The organism is Halostella sp. PRR32 (assembly GCF_034808085.1).
Lineage (GTDB): Archaea > Halobacteriota > Halobacteria > Halobacteriales > Natronoarchaeaceae > Halostella > Halostella pelagica.
On record NZ_JAXHGL010000001.1, the window covers coordinates 266,592 to 281,154 of the forward strand.

The 14,563-nt window shown below is 61.8% G+C and carries 14 protein-coding genes; 4 read left to right on the plus strand and 10 right to left on the minus strand.

Annotation, left to right across the window (positions count from 1 at the left end; genetic code table 11):
• Window positions 1-44: 44 nt before the first annotated feature.
• Entirely contained in the window at window positions 45-581 is a 537-nt protein-coding gene (locus tag SM753_RS01495; protein WP_323190277.1) for a hypothetical protein, read from the minus strand.
• A 133-nt stretch (window positions 582-714) separates the two neighbouring features.
• Window positions 715-1,218, minus strand: coding sequence for a hypothetical protein (locus SM753_RS01500; protein WP_323190278.1), 504 nt, complete (start codon window positions 1,216-1,218; stop codon window positions 715-717).
• 513 nt (window positions 1,219-1,731) lie between these two features.
• Between SM753_RS01500 and SM753_RS01505 the strand changes: the two genes are divergently transcribed.
• The 4 genes from SM753_RS01505 (at window position 1,732) to SM753_RS01520 (ending at window position 6,047) form a co-directional block, all read left to right on the plus strand.
• Entirely contained in the window at window positions 1,732-2,229 is a 498-nt protein-coding gene (locus SM753_RS01505) for a hypothetical protein (protein ID WP_135534308.1), read from the plus strand.
• A 210-nt stretch (window positions 2,230-2,439) separates the two neighbouring features.
• Window positions 2,440-3,627 carry a CARDB domain-containing protein gene (locus SM753_RS01510; protein ID WP_323190279.1) on the plus strand — a complete coding sequence of 396 codons (1,188 nt, stop codon included), beginning with the start codon at window positions 2,440-2,442 and terminating at the stop codon, window positions 3,625-3,627.
• A 43-nt stretch (window positions 3,628-3,670) separates the two neighbouring features.
• Window positions 3,671-4,792, plus strand: coding sequence for a signal peptidase I (locus SM753_RS01515; RefSeq protein WP_323190280.1), 1,122 nt, complete (start codon window positions 3,671-3,673; stop codon window positions 4,790-4,792).
• Window positions 4,793-4,895: 103 nt separating this feature from the next.
• On the plus strand, window positions 4,896-6,047 hold the full coding sequence (locus SM753_RS01520; RefSeq protein WP_323190281.1) for a DUF5305 domain-containing protein: 1,152 nt from the start codon (window positions 4,896-4,898) through the stop codon (window positions 6,045-6,047).
• A gap of 33 nt (window positions 6,048-6,080) precedes the next feature.
• Here SM753_RS01520 and SM753_RS01525 read toward each other — a convergent pair whose 3' ends face one another.
• From SM753_RS01525 to SM753_RS01560, 8 genes are all read right to left on the minus strand, one after another.
• Complete coding sequence (locus SM753_RS01525) at window positions 6,081-7,052, minus strand: sugar phosphate isomerase/epimerase (protein ID WP_323190282.1); 972 nt, start codon at window positions 7,050-7,052, stop codon at window positions 6,081-6,083.
• A gap of 49 nt (window positions 7,053-7,101) precedes the next feature.
• The gene (locus SM753_RS01530) at window positions 7,102-8,235 is read right to left on the minus strand and encodes a trypsin-like peptidase domain-containing protein (RefSeq protein ID WP_323190283.1); all 1,134 of its coding nucleotides are present in this window, start codon (window positions 8,233-8,235) and stop codon (window positions 7,102-7,104) included.
• A 300-nt stretch (window positions 8,236-8,535) separates the two neighbouring features.
• Complete coding sequence (locus SM753_RS01535) at window positions 8,536-9,630, minus strand: Gfo/Idh/MocA family protein (RefSeq protein WP_135534313.1); 1,095 nt, start codon at window positions 9,628-9,630, stop codon at window positions 8,536-8,538.
• Window positions 9,631-9,713: 83 nt separating this feature from the next.
• Window positions 9,714-9,917: a hypothetical protein gene (locus SM753_RS01540; RefSeq protein WP_135534314.1), complete on the minus strand. Its 204-nt coding sequence runs from the start codon at window positions 9,915-9,917 to the stop codon at window positions 9,714-9,716.
• Window position 9,918: 1 nt separating this feature from the next.
• Window positions 9,919-11,109: an ABC transporter ATP-binding protein gene (locus SM753_RS01545; RefSeq protein ID WP_323190284.1), complete on the minus strand. Its 1,191-nt coding sequence runs from the start codon at window positions 11,107-11,109 to the stop codon at window positions 9,919-9,921.
• Window positions 11,110-11,112: 3 nt separating this feature from the next.
• Window positions 11,113-12,069: a carbohydrate ABC transporter permease gene (locus tag SM753_RS01550; protein WP_135534316.1), complete on the minus strand. Its 957-nt coding sequence runs from the start codon at window positions 12,067-12,069 to the stop codon at window positions 11,113-11,115.
• Between the two features lies 1 nt (window position 12,070).
• Window positions 12,071-13,093: a sugar ABC transporter permease gene (locus tag SM753_RS01555; protein WP_323190285.1), complete on the minus strand. Its 1,023-nt coding sequence runs from the start codon at window positions 13,091-13,093 to the stop codon at window positions 12,071-12,073.
• A 3-nt stretch (window positions 13,094-13,096) separates the two neighbouring features.
• The gene (locus SM753_RS01560; protein WP_135534318.1) at window positions 13,097-14,539 is read right to left on the minus strand and encodes a substrate-binding domain-containing protein; all 1,443 of its coding nucleotides are present in this window, start codon (window positions 14,537-14,539) and stop codon (window positions 13,097-13,099) included.
• Window positions 14,540-14,563 lie beyond the last annotated feature (24 nt).

The window sequence follows — 14,563 nt, forward strand, 5'->3', positions numbered from 1 at the left end:
CGGGTCGGAAAGCAGTGTGACCGACAGTCAGATCCGGATCGCCGTCATCGCGGTCGGTCCATCTCTCCGAGGTGGTACTTGTTGCTCGTGTAGGTGTGTACGGCCGCGGAGACGGCGAACAGGGAGACAACCAGCAACCCCCATCCAATCGCCGGGACAGGGTCCGTCGGTAGCACCTCAACCCACACGCCGCCCAGGATCACCGCGCCGACGACGGACAGCCCCAGATAGTAGACGCCCCAGGGTATCGAGCCCTCCGGAACCACGTCCATGTACACGTCTAACTCGTCCGCTGCCTCTGTGAGTTCGATCTCGTGGTTCTCGTATTCGATCATGCCCGAGTCCGCGAGTGCTGGGAGGTGCGTCTGCTGAAGGGACGTGTACACGCGCTTTCGCTCCGCAGAGGTCAGTTCCGGGACGTCTTTCTCTTCTTCCCAGGCCGCGACCTGTTCGGCCAGGTCCGAAAGGGTCACTGGCCCGTCTTCCTGCTTGCAGAACTGGATCGTGTACCGCCGACGGTGGTTGCTGAGCAACGAGAACACCTCGTCTTTGTCCGAGAGGCCACCGTTCTGGGTCGCCATTCTTGTTTCTGGTCAATGAACTAATGTATGATATTGTTTTCGCACTGCCACATCGTTCGACGCGTCACTGAAAATCGGGTTGTATCCAGGTTGGACTGAAACGCTACGAACCGAAGGGAATAACCCCGGACTCTCAGTTGGATCTACAGTCGTACTGCACGTTCTCTGCAGTGACGGCCGCACCGTCAACTGCCACGGAATCGCCCTCCGCCGAAACCCTGACCGTCACGTCCGTCTGCCCGCTCTCCTCGACATCGCCCGTACAGCCGAGTTCGATCGTGTCCGATCCGTCCGGTGCGAGCGTCTCCGGCGTCGATCGAACCTCGAAAAGATCCCCTGTTCCACCGTCGACCGTCGCTTCGGTGACTGTGACATTCTGGTCGAACTGATTGTGAACCGTGACTACCTCCTGCGGTTGCTCGTCTGTGTAACAGAAGAACCACACGCACTCGTAATTGCGTATCTCCCCTCCGGCGTATCCGTCGTCGTGAAGCCCGAGAAACGCGTTTTCAGGAGCAGCGGCGTTCACGTTGACTCCTCGATCCGCCGCTGATGTCGTGAAGCCGCTGCTCTGTGCGGCGAGAATGAGCGCGCCAACCACCAGTAGCACCACTCCCAACCGCTTGAGCACCGTCATCGGTGTACGGAGGTATCTCCCTCGCTGTGAGTCGGTACTCGCTGTTTGCGTCTCGACCGAACGTCGTTGTATTGGAACGTAACCTGTGCAAGCATGTCTGGCTGAGCCACTGAGTCGTTCTCGCGCATGCGTGGTCTGGACGTGAACCGACGACAGTGGGTGGCCACGAGCGGAAAGAGGCAGTCCTTTCGAGCGGTACCACGTTGGAACGACATTTCAATCGTATTTAATTTATATCCCTCCCGCATTATTACTTTCGGGGCCGAAGCGTGTTTTTGGCGTTCAAGAGAGGCTTTCGCGGAGTTCAAGATCGACTTGCGGAACATTCAAGCTCACTAATACAAAGGGGGCGGGCTGTATTTGGAGAAATAAGCACGACCTACCGTGCGAACGGAAACTACAATCATGAGAATGAATCGTCGGAACGTACTAATCGGATTGGCAACGGCAACAGTCGGCGGCGGAGCTGCATTCAGCTCCGGTGCATTTAGCACAGTCGAAGCCGACCGCAGCGTGAACGTGAGCGTTGCGGGCGACAGCAGTGCTTTCTTACAACTGGACCCGACCCCCAGTGATTACGCCCAAGAGAACGGTGGAACGCTCCAGATCGATCTGGACGGGACGAACGCCGGCGGGTCCGGGATCAACACGAACGCGACGACGGCGATCGATCCGCTGTTTACTGCCGAGAATCAGGGCGATTCGGGCGGGATCGACCTCTATATAGACACTGACGACACTAACTCCACAGTCAATGCCGGAACTGCGATAGAAAACACCGTGAAAGACTCCAGCAGTAACACGCTCGGCACTATCGAATTTATCTTCAAGGACTCGAACGATAACGTGATCGTCGACAACAGTACGACCAACTCGGTCAACCTGGCCTCTCAGGGCGCGACCGAGAATATCTCTCTCGAGATCAACGTGCCCGACATCAACCCGAGTAACATTGCCAGCAGTTCGCTACTCAGTTCGATTACCGTAGTCGCCAAAGACGACGGAACGTAGCGACAGATAGTCGCTCTCGTGGGCAGTATCGGGCAGTGATTCGTTCGGCCGCGGTTCGCAATGACCGCGGTACGAAATCCGTCTTCTCTCTTCGAAACCAGCCGTTCAAGGGGACGAATACCGACTCGGGACTGTTCTCAAGCCGACCATTCGCTCCTTCACGCGAGTCAATACAAAGGTAATCTGTTTCTTAGGGTGGAGTAGACCCTCATGCGGCGGAACCTCCTCGTAGTCGGCGCGGTTCTCCTCCTCGGTTTCGCAGTTCCGACTGCGGCAGTAGCGTTCGACGGACCGAGAACTGACGAGGCCGGGGTCGTCTCCCTCGCACCCCACGACGGGGGGAACGGACAGTACGCAAGCGTCGACGACGGCGAACTCGTCGTTGAACTCGACTCCCTGAACGGCGACGCCGAGACGACCGTCGACGACGTGTTCACAGTCACGTTGACCGGTGACGAACCGCGGTACGTCGCGGTGCGACACGACGCCGACGGCGTGACCGTCTATCGCGACGGCGACCCGTCGAACTCCGTCGAGGGCCGTGTAAACGCCGTCAGGCTCTCGCCCGGCGAGACGCTATCGGTCGGGATCGCCGCTGACACCCACGGCCGCGACGGAGTTCTGATGAACGCAATCAGCGTTATGTCGTGGTCCCCTGACGAGGAAACGCCCGGCGGCCAGCATCCGGGAGAGACCAACGGCAGTGGCGATGGCACAGACTCCGGGAACTCTGATCCGGTGTCAGTCAGAACGAGCATCGACCGGACGGAGCTAACCGCCGGCGAGAGCGTGAACGTGACGGCAGTCGTTTCCAACGGCGGGAGCAACTCGGCCGAGGTGCCGGTTCGACTCTACGTCGACGGCGTCGTCGTCGATGAGCGCCGAGTTCTGGTGTCGGGCGGCGAGAACCGAACGGTGACCTTCACCCGGCAGTTCCAGCGGGCGGGCGAGTACACTGTCGGAACGGACGATGCCGATCCGACTATCGTCACCGTTTCACCGGCCCAAGGCCCCGCCCCCCGGTTCGCAGTAACGAACGCGACGGTAGACGACGAGAAGATCGCACCGGGCGACGATATGAGTGTCACAGCGAACGTATCGAACAACGGTAGCGCCGACGGGACGTTCGTCGCGGAACTCGAAGTGGACGGCGTCGTCGTCGCCACGCAGCGAGTCGCCGTTTCCGCCGGCGAAACCAGGACGGTGACGTTCGAGACCCCGGTCGATAGCACCGGTACGTTCGCAGTGAGCGTGAGCGGAACGGACGCGGGTTCGGTAACCGTCGCTTCCTCCGACGAGTCTCCCCTCGGCGACCTGACTGAATATCCCGGCTCCGTTCTCGCCGTGGTGCCGCCGCTCGCTTTCGGGGTGGTTTTTGTCCGATTCAAGCGCCAATGACAGGAGAGAAATAATTACGGTGTAGTAACATCATGGAGGACATGTGAGACTGCGAACCCTACTGAAGGGTACGCTGGAGGCGCTCGCCGTCGTCGTCATAGTGTCGATGCTGCTCGGGCAGGTACTCGGTCAGCCGATACTCCTCGGCTACGTCACGACGAGCAGCATGGAACCGACGGTCGACGCGGGTGACGGTTTCGTCGCAGTCCCGACCGCAGTCACTGGCGACGTGGAGAAAGGCGATGTCGTCGTGTTCGAAGCGAGCGAGATACAGGGCGGCGGTCTGACGACCCATCGGGTCGTCGACAGGACTCCGGAGGGGTACGTTACCAAGGGAGACGCGAACCCCTTCACGGACCAGGACGGGGATGAACCGCCGGTCAAAGACCGCCAGATTCGAGCGGAAGCGCTTCAGGTAGGTGGAACGGTCGTTACGGTCCCGCACCTCGGTACGGCTATCACGACTGTCCGAAGCGCGGTTGGGACGGTCGTAGGCCCGATCGCGGGCGGAAGCATCGGCGGGGTGTTCGTTGCCGTCGGTCTGGCGTTAGTCGCTCTCGCCTGGCTCACAGACGGCGGGGAACGCATCGTCTCCAGGGTGCGGTCCCGACCCAACGTTTTCGACCGACGGCTGCTGTTCGGGTTGCTGTTGCTGGTGGTTGTCGTTCCGACGACGGCGGCGATGGTCGTTCCGTCAGGAGCGACCGAGTACGGCCTTCTTGTCGCCGAGGAACCCGAGGACGAGCAGTTAGTCGTCGAGGCCGGCGGACAGACAAGCGTCGAATACGTCGTGGAAAACGACGGTATCGTTCCCGTCGTCGCGGTCGTTGAACCGAACAGTGAGGGCGTTACTGTCGACGAACGCCGGCAGTACACGTCGGCCAGGGGATCGAGTACCGCAACCCTGACGCTAGAGGGCGGTGAATCGACGGGTGTACACTACCGCGAGGTGACCGAACGACGGTATCTCGCCGTACTACCGATGTCAGTGCTAGTGACGCTGCACGACATCCACCCCCTCGTCGCGATGGCGACAGTCGATCTCATTACCGCGTTCCTCGTCGGGTCGCTCGTCGTCCTCGTCGCGGGAGCGAGAAACCAACGTATCCGGTCCGCCACGCGGGACCGGCCGTTGGCGGCGCGGCTGCGGCGGTGGTTGTTTTGAATGGAATTTCAGTTATAATTATGTATCTTCAGTCACATTCGCTTCGTATGACCGGAGTGTTGGCGCTGAACGGCGGCGAAATCCAGGGAGGTACGGGGTCGCCGTGAGCGACTTCGTCCCGCCACGCGTCCGACTGGTTGCTGCCAGACACGGACGGCAACTGGCTGTCGCGTTCGCTCTCCTGGGACTCGTGGCGCTGGCTCTCTCCGGGTCCGTTGTGACGAACTCGGCGGCGACGACAGTCACCGAACAGCGAAACGTTCAGTCCGTCGAATCGACAGTCGAGACGAGCGCAGTCGTAGCGTCGAACGATTCGCTCTGGGAGGCCGGGACGCGTCTGGAGAACAACCCGCGGTACCTGAAAAACGACACGCCAGTGTTGACGATCACGCCGACGACGACGGCACCAGACGGAACAAGCGTCACGCACGAGGTGCGTCTCGGAACGCGTGCGACGGCCGACGGGGAGGTGTTCTGGGAGGAGTCGGAGACGCTAGTATCAGAGACGACGACAGCGACGAACGGAACGGCGACGTCGAACGCGACGGTAGACATCCGCGAACTCGACCGCCGACTCAACCGGACCGCAACCAGGCTCTCGAACGTCGGGACGATGGAAGTGCGGCTTCACCTGGTGACTACGTACGACACCGGCGATTACGTCGGTGAGATAACTGCGACTGCACCGCTGGAAGTGACGCGGAACGCGTACTGGGTCGACGGCGATGTCGCGGCACAACAGACTCACCAGACGCCGGTGACACGCGAATCGAGTTCCTCGCCGGATTACGCGACCGCGATGTTGCTGTTTGCCGGTTCGACCGGCGCGTTCGCCGCCAGCGCGATCCTCTGGCTCAGACGCGAGGACGCCGTCGACGTGGACGCGATCAGACAGGAGATCCACGAACGTCGCCACGAGGAGTGGATATCGAAGGGTGCGATCCCGATGTGGATGGACAAGGACCACGTCCAACTTGACACGCTAGAGGACGTCGTCGACGTCGCCATCGACGCGAACCAGCGGGTGATTCACGACCCGCGCTGGGACCTGTTCGCCGTCATCGAGGGCGATATGATCTACTACTACTGCAAGAACGGCTCCTGGGAGCAGATGGCGTGGCCGAGCGTCGACTCGATGGAACCGAGCAACGTCGAAGGCATCGAATCGTCGGGCGTCGGGACCGAAAGTTCGCCCGGTGGCGGCCGAGGGGCTCCGCCCGACCCGGACGACGAGGACGCCTGGGAGCAGTTATAGCAAAGTCACCGGCCACCGCGATCAAGACCGTTATCACTCCGCCCAGTACGCTTCGCCGGGCGTCGTCTCGAAGACGGCGCGCTGGAGCACGTCGACGGCTTTCTCCAGGCCTTCGGAGGAACTAGTCAGGGAGTCCTCGTGTTCGATAGAGAGCGCGCCGTCGTAGTCCACCATCCGGAGTGTGGAGACGACGTCTTTCCAGTGATCTTCACCGTGACCGTAGCCGATAGAGCGGAACAGCCACGAACGGTTCGGCTCGTCGGTGTAGGAGGTGGTGTCGAGCACTCCTTTCTCGCGGGCGTTCGCGTCGTACACTTTCGTGTCTTTGGCGTGGAAGTGATGAATCGCGTCGTGGTCGCCGAGCAAGCGGATAGCCTCGGTCACGTCGATACCCTGCCAGTAGAGGTGTGAGGGGTCGAAGTTCGCGCCGATGCGTTCGTTGGTCGACTCCCGCAGGCGCAACAGGCCGTGCGGTTCGTACACCAGCATGTTGGGATGCATCTCGATAGCGACGTTCACACCGTGGTCAGTGGCGTGTTCGGCGATGTCTTGCCAGTACGGGATCGCGACCTCCTCCCACTGATACTCGTGTGCGTCGGCGTGTTCGCTCGGCCAGGGAGCGGTGATCCAGTTCGGCACCTCGTCGTTCGGCCCACCGGCGGGAAGTCCCGAGAAGGTGGTAACCGCGTTTACGTCTAACTGATCGGCCAACGCTATCGCCTCGCGGAGTTCGCGGTCGGCCCGGTTTGCGGTTCCCTCGTCCGGATGGATCGGATTGTTGTGGGTCGCAAGCGCGCTGATCCGCACGTCGTGTTCGTCGAGCACGTCCTGCAACTCGGCCTGGGCCTCTTCGTCGTCCAGATACTCGTCGCGCGGGAGGTGCGTGTCCCCGGGATGTCCGCCGACGCCGGGTTCCACGGCGTCGACGCCGATACCGTCGAGATACGCGAGCGCTTCTTCCAGCGACTTGCCGTAAAGCGGTGGTGTGTGGACGCCGATATCCATGTGTGACGGTGCGTCATCCCGAAGCAAAAAGACGGGGGAAAACAGGACTTCAGGGCCGCTCGCCGGGATCGGGTCGTTCGCCGAGCGTCACGTTCACCGACGTCCGGTTTCCGTCGCGTATCACTGTCAGTTCAACCTCGTCGCCGGGCGACGCCTCGGTCGCGAGGTAACTGCCGAGTTGCTCCTGCGAACTGACGTTCTGCCCGGCGACGGCGACGATCACGTCACCACCGACGGGAACCTCCTGGCCGTCGACGACCTCCGAGTCATCGCTCCCTTGCAACGTTCCGTCCGCGGGGCCGCCCTCGACCGTCTGATAGACGAGTACCCCCTCGCTCACGTTGAGCCCGTTCGCCTCCGCCACCGTCGGCGTCACCGGAACCGAACGGATTCCCAGGTAGGGATTGGCGTACGAGCCGTTCTCTGCGAGTTCCGGAACGACTCGGTTGACCAGTTCGGGCGAGATAGCGAACCCGACGTTGTCCCCGCCGCCGGCGCGGTTCACTCCGACGACGTCACCGTCGCACGTGACTAACGGACCGCCGCTGTTTCCGGGGTTTATCGGCGCGTCAGTCTGGAGCGTGTCGGGAATTCGGAACCCGGTTCCAGTCGCCATCGACCGGTTGACGCCGCTGATGATACCGTGGGTCATCGTCCCTTCCAGACCGAACGGGCTGCCGATCGCGGCCACCCGTTCGCCGACCGACGGACTTTCGTCGGCCACCGAGAGCGCGGCGGCGCTTTCCGGCGTTTCGTTCACGCGGAGCACCGCGAGGTCAGTGTACACGTCCGTCCCCGTCACGTTCGCCGTCACCGTCGTGCCGTCGCTGAACTTGACTTCGACGGTGTCGGGAATGGAACGCTCACCCCCGGCCTGGCCCTGTCTCGCGCCCGTTACGACGTGTTCGTTAGTTACGATCTGTCCCGCGCCGTCGTCCATCTCGTAGACGAACCCGGATCCCTCTCCGCGGTCAGTCATCACCTGGACGACGCCAGGTCTCGTCTCGTCGTACAGTTGCGTGTAATTACAGTCGCCCGTCGCCGTCGCGTTCTCTTCCTGTTGCGCGTACACGTCCTCGTCGGTGGGTATCTGAGCGAACGCGGGAACCGCAACGGCGACCGCGAGCGTGAGAAACACGACGCCGAGAGCGCCGATAGCGACTCCAACCGCCTTCTGAGACATACGACGGATGACGGTCGTGCGAGCGATAAACGGAGCCTATCGTTTAGCGATGTTTCGACTGTTCCATTCAGTAACCTGAACTTACGATTCGCCGGTGTCACGCGATTCCGAGTCAGGTGAGAGAATACGGACCGTTCGCGACCGTGTTTTGTGACCGAGAAGCCAGTCGGTTGTAGAAAACGGTCGTAGAGGATCGTTACGACACCGGATGAGTGAACTAGGTAGATCGGAGAAGTAGATAACTGATAGGTCAGGGAAGCGGCGAACGGTACTGAGAGAGCGGCGGCCGAAACCGCCGAGCTAGTCCACCTGGATCTCCGCGTCGTTGCTCGAACGGATCTCAACTGCTCGGTTTTCCTGGCTGGAACGGTAGATAGCGTCGATGACGCGCTGGACGGTCAGGGCCTGCTTCATCGTATTGCGGTCCGGAGCCTCGCCCGACTCGACCGCGTCGAGGAAGGCCCGCTGTTCGGACTTGTGTGCGTCGTTCGGCTGGGTGTCGACGGACGTGTCCGTCAGGTGGTCGGTACCGACGCCGCTCGATTCGTACAGCGTCAGGTCACCGGTAGCCTTGTCGAACTTCGCCCCGGCCTCGGTGCCCCGGATGATGAAGTCCTGGCTGTTCTCCCGGTTCGTCGCCCAGGCGGCTTCGAGAGAGATCGTTGACCCGTCAGCGCAGCGGATCAGCGCGCTCGCGGAGTCGTCGACGTTGAACCCCTCCGGACCGATGTCTTCGCCCCACATCTCGATGAACGAATACTCCTCGCGGTCGCCGAACTGCGCGCGGGTCTGGCCGGACACCTCGACGACTTCGGGGAAGTCGAGAAAGTAAAGCGCGAGGTCGATCGCGTGGACGCCGATGTCGATCAGCGATCCCCCGCCAGCGATCTCTTTCGAGGTGAACCAGGAACCGCGTCCCGGGATGCCGCGCCGACGGATGTAATTCGCCTCGATGTGGCGAATGTCGCCGAACCGGCCGTTCCGCTGATGCCCCTTTATCACTTCGACGGGGTTGGCGTACCGGTTGTTGAACCCCGCCATGCAGAACCCGTCCGCGGCGTTCGCGGCCTCGACGATGCGCTTCGCGCTCTCGATCGAGTGCGCGAGAGGTTTCTCCAGCAGTACGTCGAGGCCGGCATCCAGAGCGTCCGTGGCGTACTCTTCGTGAAACTTGTTCGGCGTCGTAATGACCACGGCGTCAGCGATGTCGAACAGTTCCGTGTGGTCGTCGTATGCCGCGATGCCGTACGTGCTAGTGAAGTGTGACCGGGCCTCGGCGTCGATATCCATCCCACCGACGACGTTCGCGCCGAGTTCCCGGAGTCGGTCGACGTGGTACTGGCCGATGTTCCCGAGTCCGATAAGCCCGACTCGGGGCGACGTGGTATCAGTCATTGTTTAGGGTTCGCTCGTACCCGCGTTTAACTCTTTCAGGATCAGTATCGGAACCTGTACGACTGTTCGATACGAGTGGCGCATCAGTACAGCTGTTTCTCCTGTTCTTCGGTTTCTTTTTCCTCCTCCGCTTCGCGTTTGAGTCGCCGCCGGCCCCGCCGATACTGGCGGATGCCCGGGATGATCTTGTGCTTTAGGTCGAGACCGAACGATACGATACCGTACACCCAGAAGAAAAACAGTATCGTCCCGCCACCGAAGTAAACGAGTTCGGCCGTACCGACCATCTCAGGCGTCACCTCCCGTTTCGCCGCGCTCGGCCCGCCCTTCGGTGACGGGCGTCGTCGTGATGTCGTGGGTGATCGCTTCGCCCGAGGTAGTGTCGAACAGGTGGACCTTCGAGCGGTCGAGAACGATATTCACCTCTTCGTCCTCCTGTATGTCGGAGTCGGGATCGACACTCATCAGTAGCTGACCGCTGCCGCGACTTTCGGTACCCATCGTCGCCTCCTGGGCACCCTCGAGCAGTAGGTAGACGAATATCTCGTCACCCATCGGCTCCATAACGTCGGTACGTGCGGGGATCCGATTCGTTGGGTACTGCAACCCCTCGTCGACGGAAACCGGGTAGATGTCCTCCGGTCGGATACCCATCGTCACCCGCTGTCCGACCGAGAGACCGTCTATCGTCCCCGGGTCGAGCGCCACGTCGAAATACTCGGTTTCGAGCCCGTTCTGCGTGACTTCCCCGTCGACGAAGTTCATCGACGGCGACCCGATAAATCCCGCGACGAACAGGTTTTCGGGCGAGTTGTAACAGGTCAGCGGCGGGTCGATCTGCTGGAGTTCGCCGGCGTCGATCACGGCGATCCGGTCCGACATTGTCATCGCCTCGGCCTGGTCGTGAGTGACGTACACGATAGTCGTGTCCAGTTCCTTGTGGAGCCGCTGAAGCTCCGTCCGCATGTGAACGCGGAGTTTCGCGTCGAGGTTGGCCAGCGGTTCGTCCATCAGGAACACCTCCGGTTCCCGGACGATCGCCCGAGCGATGGCGACGCGCTGTCGCTGTCCGCCCGACATCTCGTCCGGCATCCGGTCTAACATCCCCTCTAGCTGGACGATGTCGGCCGCGTTGTCGACGCGACGGTCTATCTCCTCCTTGTCGTAATCGCGGAGGCGAAGGCCGAAGCTGATGTTGTCGTACACGTCCATATGCGGGAACAGCGCGATGTTCTGGAACACCATCGCGACCCCGCGGTCTTTCGGCGGTAGTTTGGTAACGTTCCTGTCACCGATGTACACCTCGCCTTCAGTCGGTTTCGTCAGCCCGGCGATCATCTCCATCGTCGTCGACTTCCCACAGCCTGACGGGCCGACGAGACAGACGAACTCCCCGTCCCGGAGGTCGAGGTTCATGTCGTCGACGGCGGTGACGTCTTCGTACCGTTTCGTGATGTGTTCGAGTGTGACTTTTGCCATGGATTACTCCTTGAGCGCACCTGCGGTGAGTCCGCTAACTATCCGTTCCTGTGCAACGACGACGAGGATGACGACCGGCAACACGCCGATGACGCTCGCGGCCGCCATCAGATTGAACGACGTCGTGTACTGCGTCTGGTAGCTCAGTATCCCGCCGACAAGTGGCGACCACTGTTCGGGTTGGTTACTCAGCGCCATGATCGAACTGAAGAAGTACTCGTTGTACACGGCGATGAACGTCAGCACGGATGCGGTCGCGACGCCGGGGGCCGAAAGCGGGATGATGACCCGGAACAGGGCTCCGAGTCGCGTCGTCCCCTCCACGCGGGCGGCGTCCTCCAGCCCCTCGGGTATCTGCCCGTAGAACGTCGTGAGGATGAAGATAGAGAGCGGCAGGAACAGCGCACTGAACGGCAGCACCATAGCTCCGGGCGTGTTCACCAGTCGCGGCGGCTTGAACAGTTCCACGCCGACGAACGGTAGGACGACCACGTTCCCGGTAAACGCCTCGAACAGCGGCACCAGAAACGCCGCCGGAGGGAAATACGAGATCGCGAGGATCCCGAGCATCAACACGCCGCGTCCGGGGAACTCCAACCTGCCGAAGACGTAGCCCGCGAGGCTGGCGATGAACAGGACGATGACCGTGGTGATGAGCGCCAGCACGAAACTGTTGAACACGTAGAGGTGGAACGGTATCTGCTGGAACACCTCGACGAACGCCTCCCAGTTGAACCCCTGCGGACGCAGGAACGGCAGGTCCCAGTTGCCCTGGCGGATGAGGCTGTTCGGCGTCAGCGCCAGAACGAGCAGCCAGTAGAACGGGAACAGGGTCGTCACGAGGAAAAACAGCGTGACGACGTAAAACAGCGACCTGTAGAGCCGGTTCCGCTGCTCGGTGTCCTCGATCACGCCCTGCGTCCACCGTGCCAGCGGCCCGTCTGATGTTTCGGACGCCATGTCAGAACCCCTCCCTGTACTGCTGGTATATCACGCCGAGCACCGCTATCGCGATGACGCCGGCGGTGACGAACGCGACGGCGGACGAGAGGCCGCGCTGGGTTGTGAACGTCGAGACGACCATACAGGACAGCGACGGGACGACGGAGCAACTCGACGAGATGTCGATCAGCCCGTAGATCCGCATCGCGTCGATGGTCCGGAACAGGACCGCGACGCCGAGCGTCGGGAGTATCAACGGGAACGTGATCAACCGAAACTGCTGCCAGCGGGACGCTCCGGCGACTTTCGCCACGTCGTAGAGGCTCCGGTCGATGCTCTGGAGGCCCGCCAGGATCAGCAACGCCATGAACGCCGACGTCTTCCAGATGTCCGCGACGATAGCGAGCAACAGCCCGCTCGCCGGGTCGTTGAGCGTGTTCGTCTCGGCGACGATGCCGTACGGGGCGAGAATGTCCGTCGCGAACCCCGCGCTCGGGTGGAACATCAGGAAGAAGATCATCCCCTGAATGACGATCGGGATCGCCCAGGGAATGATGATCGCCACGCGGACCCACCGCCGGCCGTAGAAGTCCTGGTCGAGAACGAGCGCCTGCCCGAAGCCGATGAGGGTCTCGAAAAAGACGCTGACGACGGTGAAGATGAGCGTTACTGCGAGCGCGCTTCTGAGAAGCCGCTCGACGTGAACGAAGGGAAACTCACCGTTTACCGTCACGTCTCCCCACAGAAACTGCGTGGTTCCGGGGAAGTTGCTGTCGGCCTCGCCGGTGAACAGGTCGACGTAATGCTCGAAGCCGACCCACTCCGCGTCGCCGACTCCGATGACGTTCGTGTACAGCGACAGTTCGAACGTCCGCAGTAGCGGGTACAGTGCGATGGCCCCGAGCAGGATAAAGACGGGTGTCAGTAGTAGGTACGCGAAGCCGGTCTCGCCGAGGTTCTCCATCCAGCGGACGGCAGACACAAGCGCCCCTGATTTCCGCGATTCGCGGGCCGGGGCACTCTCTGGCTCTTCGGCGCTCATCAGTTACCCTTCTTCCGTGTCCTCCAGTGCACCCTGGAGGTCTTCCATCGCCTGGGAGGCGCTTTTCGACCCGGCGACGGCGCTGTTTGCCTCCTGTGCGATGACGCCGGACTGGTTCGGCCACACCTCAGTTACGGGCCGCGGCATCACGTTCTCGCCGGCGAGTCGCAGCGTGTCCATGTACTCGCCGATCGGTTCGATGCTCTCTGCCTCCTGGGACTCGAACAGTTCGGGTTTCGGCGGAAGCCAGCCCCAGATGTCGAGCATCCCGAGATACACCTCGTCCTGCATTGCCGTCCTGATGACCTCCATCGCGGCGTCCGTCCGATTGGAGTTGGGGTTGAGGACGACGTGCCATCCGCCGAGCGCCGCCGTCGTGCCGCCAGTACCGGGTTGTGCAGCCTCCCCCTCCGGGACGGAGTAGGGGATCGGCATTGCCCCGTACGCGTCGGTCCCCAGTTCGTCGGCGTTCAGGGTGATGGCGTACGGCCAGTTCCGCTGCATGACCGCTTCGCCGTTGAGGATCTCCTCGCGAGCGTCCTCCTCTTGCCACGACGTGATCTCGGTGGGGGCGATCCCCTCCGCGTAGTTGCCGAAGCTCTCGTCGACGCCGTCTACGAACGTCCGCATCATGCGGAGCGAGTTGATCGTCTCCTGTTCGTTGACGGTCACCGGCCGGTCACCGACGGGTCCAAAGAGGTTCTCCCGCCCGCCGAAGTACGCGCCGCCCCACGACGACATGACCTCGTTGAACGTACAGCAGGCCGTACCGCCGTAGTTCTCCCACTGCGTGGCGAGGCCGTAACTGGCATCGGATGCCTCCGTTATCTCCGCGGTGAGATGCGACCACTCCTCCCAGGTCATCGGTTCGGTTGCCCACTGCTCGAAGTCGGAGTCGTCGTAGCCGGCCTCCCGCGCGTAGTCCTTTCGGTACTGCATCGTTGGGAAGTCCGGAAAGTACGGGAGGCCGAAGAGGTCGCCGCTGTCGGGGTCGCGGGCGGTGGCCGTGAACCCCTCGAAGAACTCGTCCTCGATGGTCTGGAGTTCGCTATCGTCCAGTTCGTCGCTCATGTTCGCGACCAGACCGTTCTGGATGAACACGTTCAGCCAGCCGTTGTCCATCAGCATCAGGTCGGGTTCCGCTTCTCCGGCGTTGAGCAGTTCCACGTAATTGCTCCGGCGCTCACCGGTATCGTTCGCACCCTGCTGGAATTCGATGCTGATCTCGTCATCGAGCCCGTTCTCGTGGTAGAGATCCCGGATCTGGTCCGGGATCTCCTGTGCGGCGCTCGGGTCGTACCCCCACACGACGGTGTTTTCGCCACCGCCGGAGTCGCCGTAAATACAGCCCGCTAATCCGGTCGCAACCCCCGACGCTCCCGCCGCCTTTACGAACGTCCGACGGGACACCCCCCGTCCGCCGTTTCGCGGATCTTTGCCAGTCATTGCCAACCAGATTATCGGTTGTCT

Bases quoted from the DNA above. Each gene is read 5' to 3' on its own strand.
- SM753_RS01495 (WP_323190277.1), bottom strand. From the start codon at position 581: ATGGCGACCCAGAACGGTGGCCTCTCGGACAAAGACGAGGTGTTCTCG.
- SM753_RS01500 (WP_323190278.1), bottom strand. From the start codon at position 1,218: ATGACGGTGCTCAAGCGGTTGGGAGTGGTGCTACTGGTGGTTGGCGCG.
- SM753_RS01510 (WP_323190279.1), top strand. From the start codon at position 2,440: ATGCGGCGGAACCTCCTCGTAGTCGGCGCGGTTCTCCTCCTCGGTTTC.
- SM753_RS01525 (WP_323190282.1), bottom strand. From the start codon at position 7,052: ATGGATATCGGCGTCCACACACCACCGCTTTACGGCAAGTCGCTGGAA.
- SM753_RS01530 (WP_323190283.1), bottom strand. From the start codon at position 8,235: ATGTCTCAGAAGGCGGTTGGAGTCGCTATCGGCGCTCTCGGCGTCGTG.
- SM753_RS01535 (WP_135534313.1), bottom strand. From the start codon at position 9,630: ATGACTGATACCACGTCGCCCCGAGTCGGGCTTATCGGACTCGGGAAC.
- SM753_RS01540 (WP_135534314.1), bottom strand. From the start codon at position 9,917: ATGGTCGGTACGGCCGAACTCGTTTACTTCGGTGGCGGGACGATACTG.
- SM753_RS01545 (WP_323190284.1), bottom strand. From the start codon at position 11,109: ATGGCAAAAGTCACACTCGAACACATCACGAAACGGTACGAAGACGTC.
- SM753_RS01550 (WP_135534316.1), bottom strand. From the start codon at position 12,069: ATGGCGTCCGAAACATCAGACGGGCCGCTGGCACGGTGGACGCAGGGC.
- SM753_RS01555 (WP_323190285.1), bottom strand. From the start codon at position 13,093: ATGAGCGCCGAAGAGCCAGAGAGTGCCCCGGCCCGCGAATCGCGGAAA.
- SM753_RS01560 (WP_135534318.1), bottom strand. From the start codon at position 14,539: ATGACTGGCAAAGATCCGCGAAACGGCGGACGGGGGGTGTCCCGTCGG.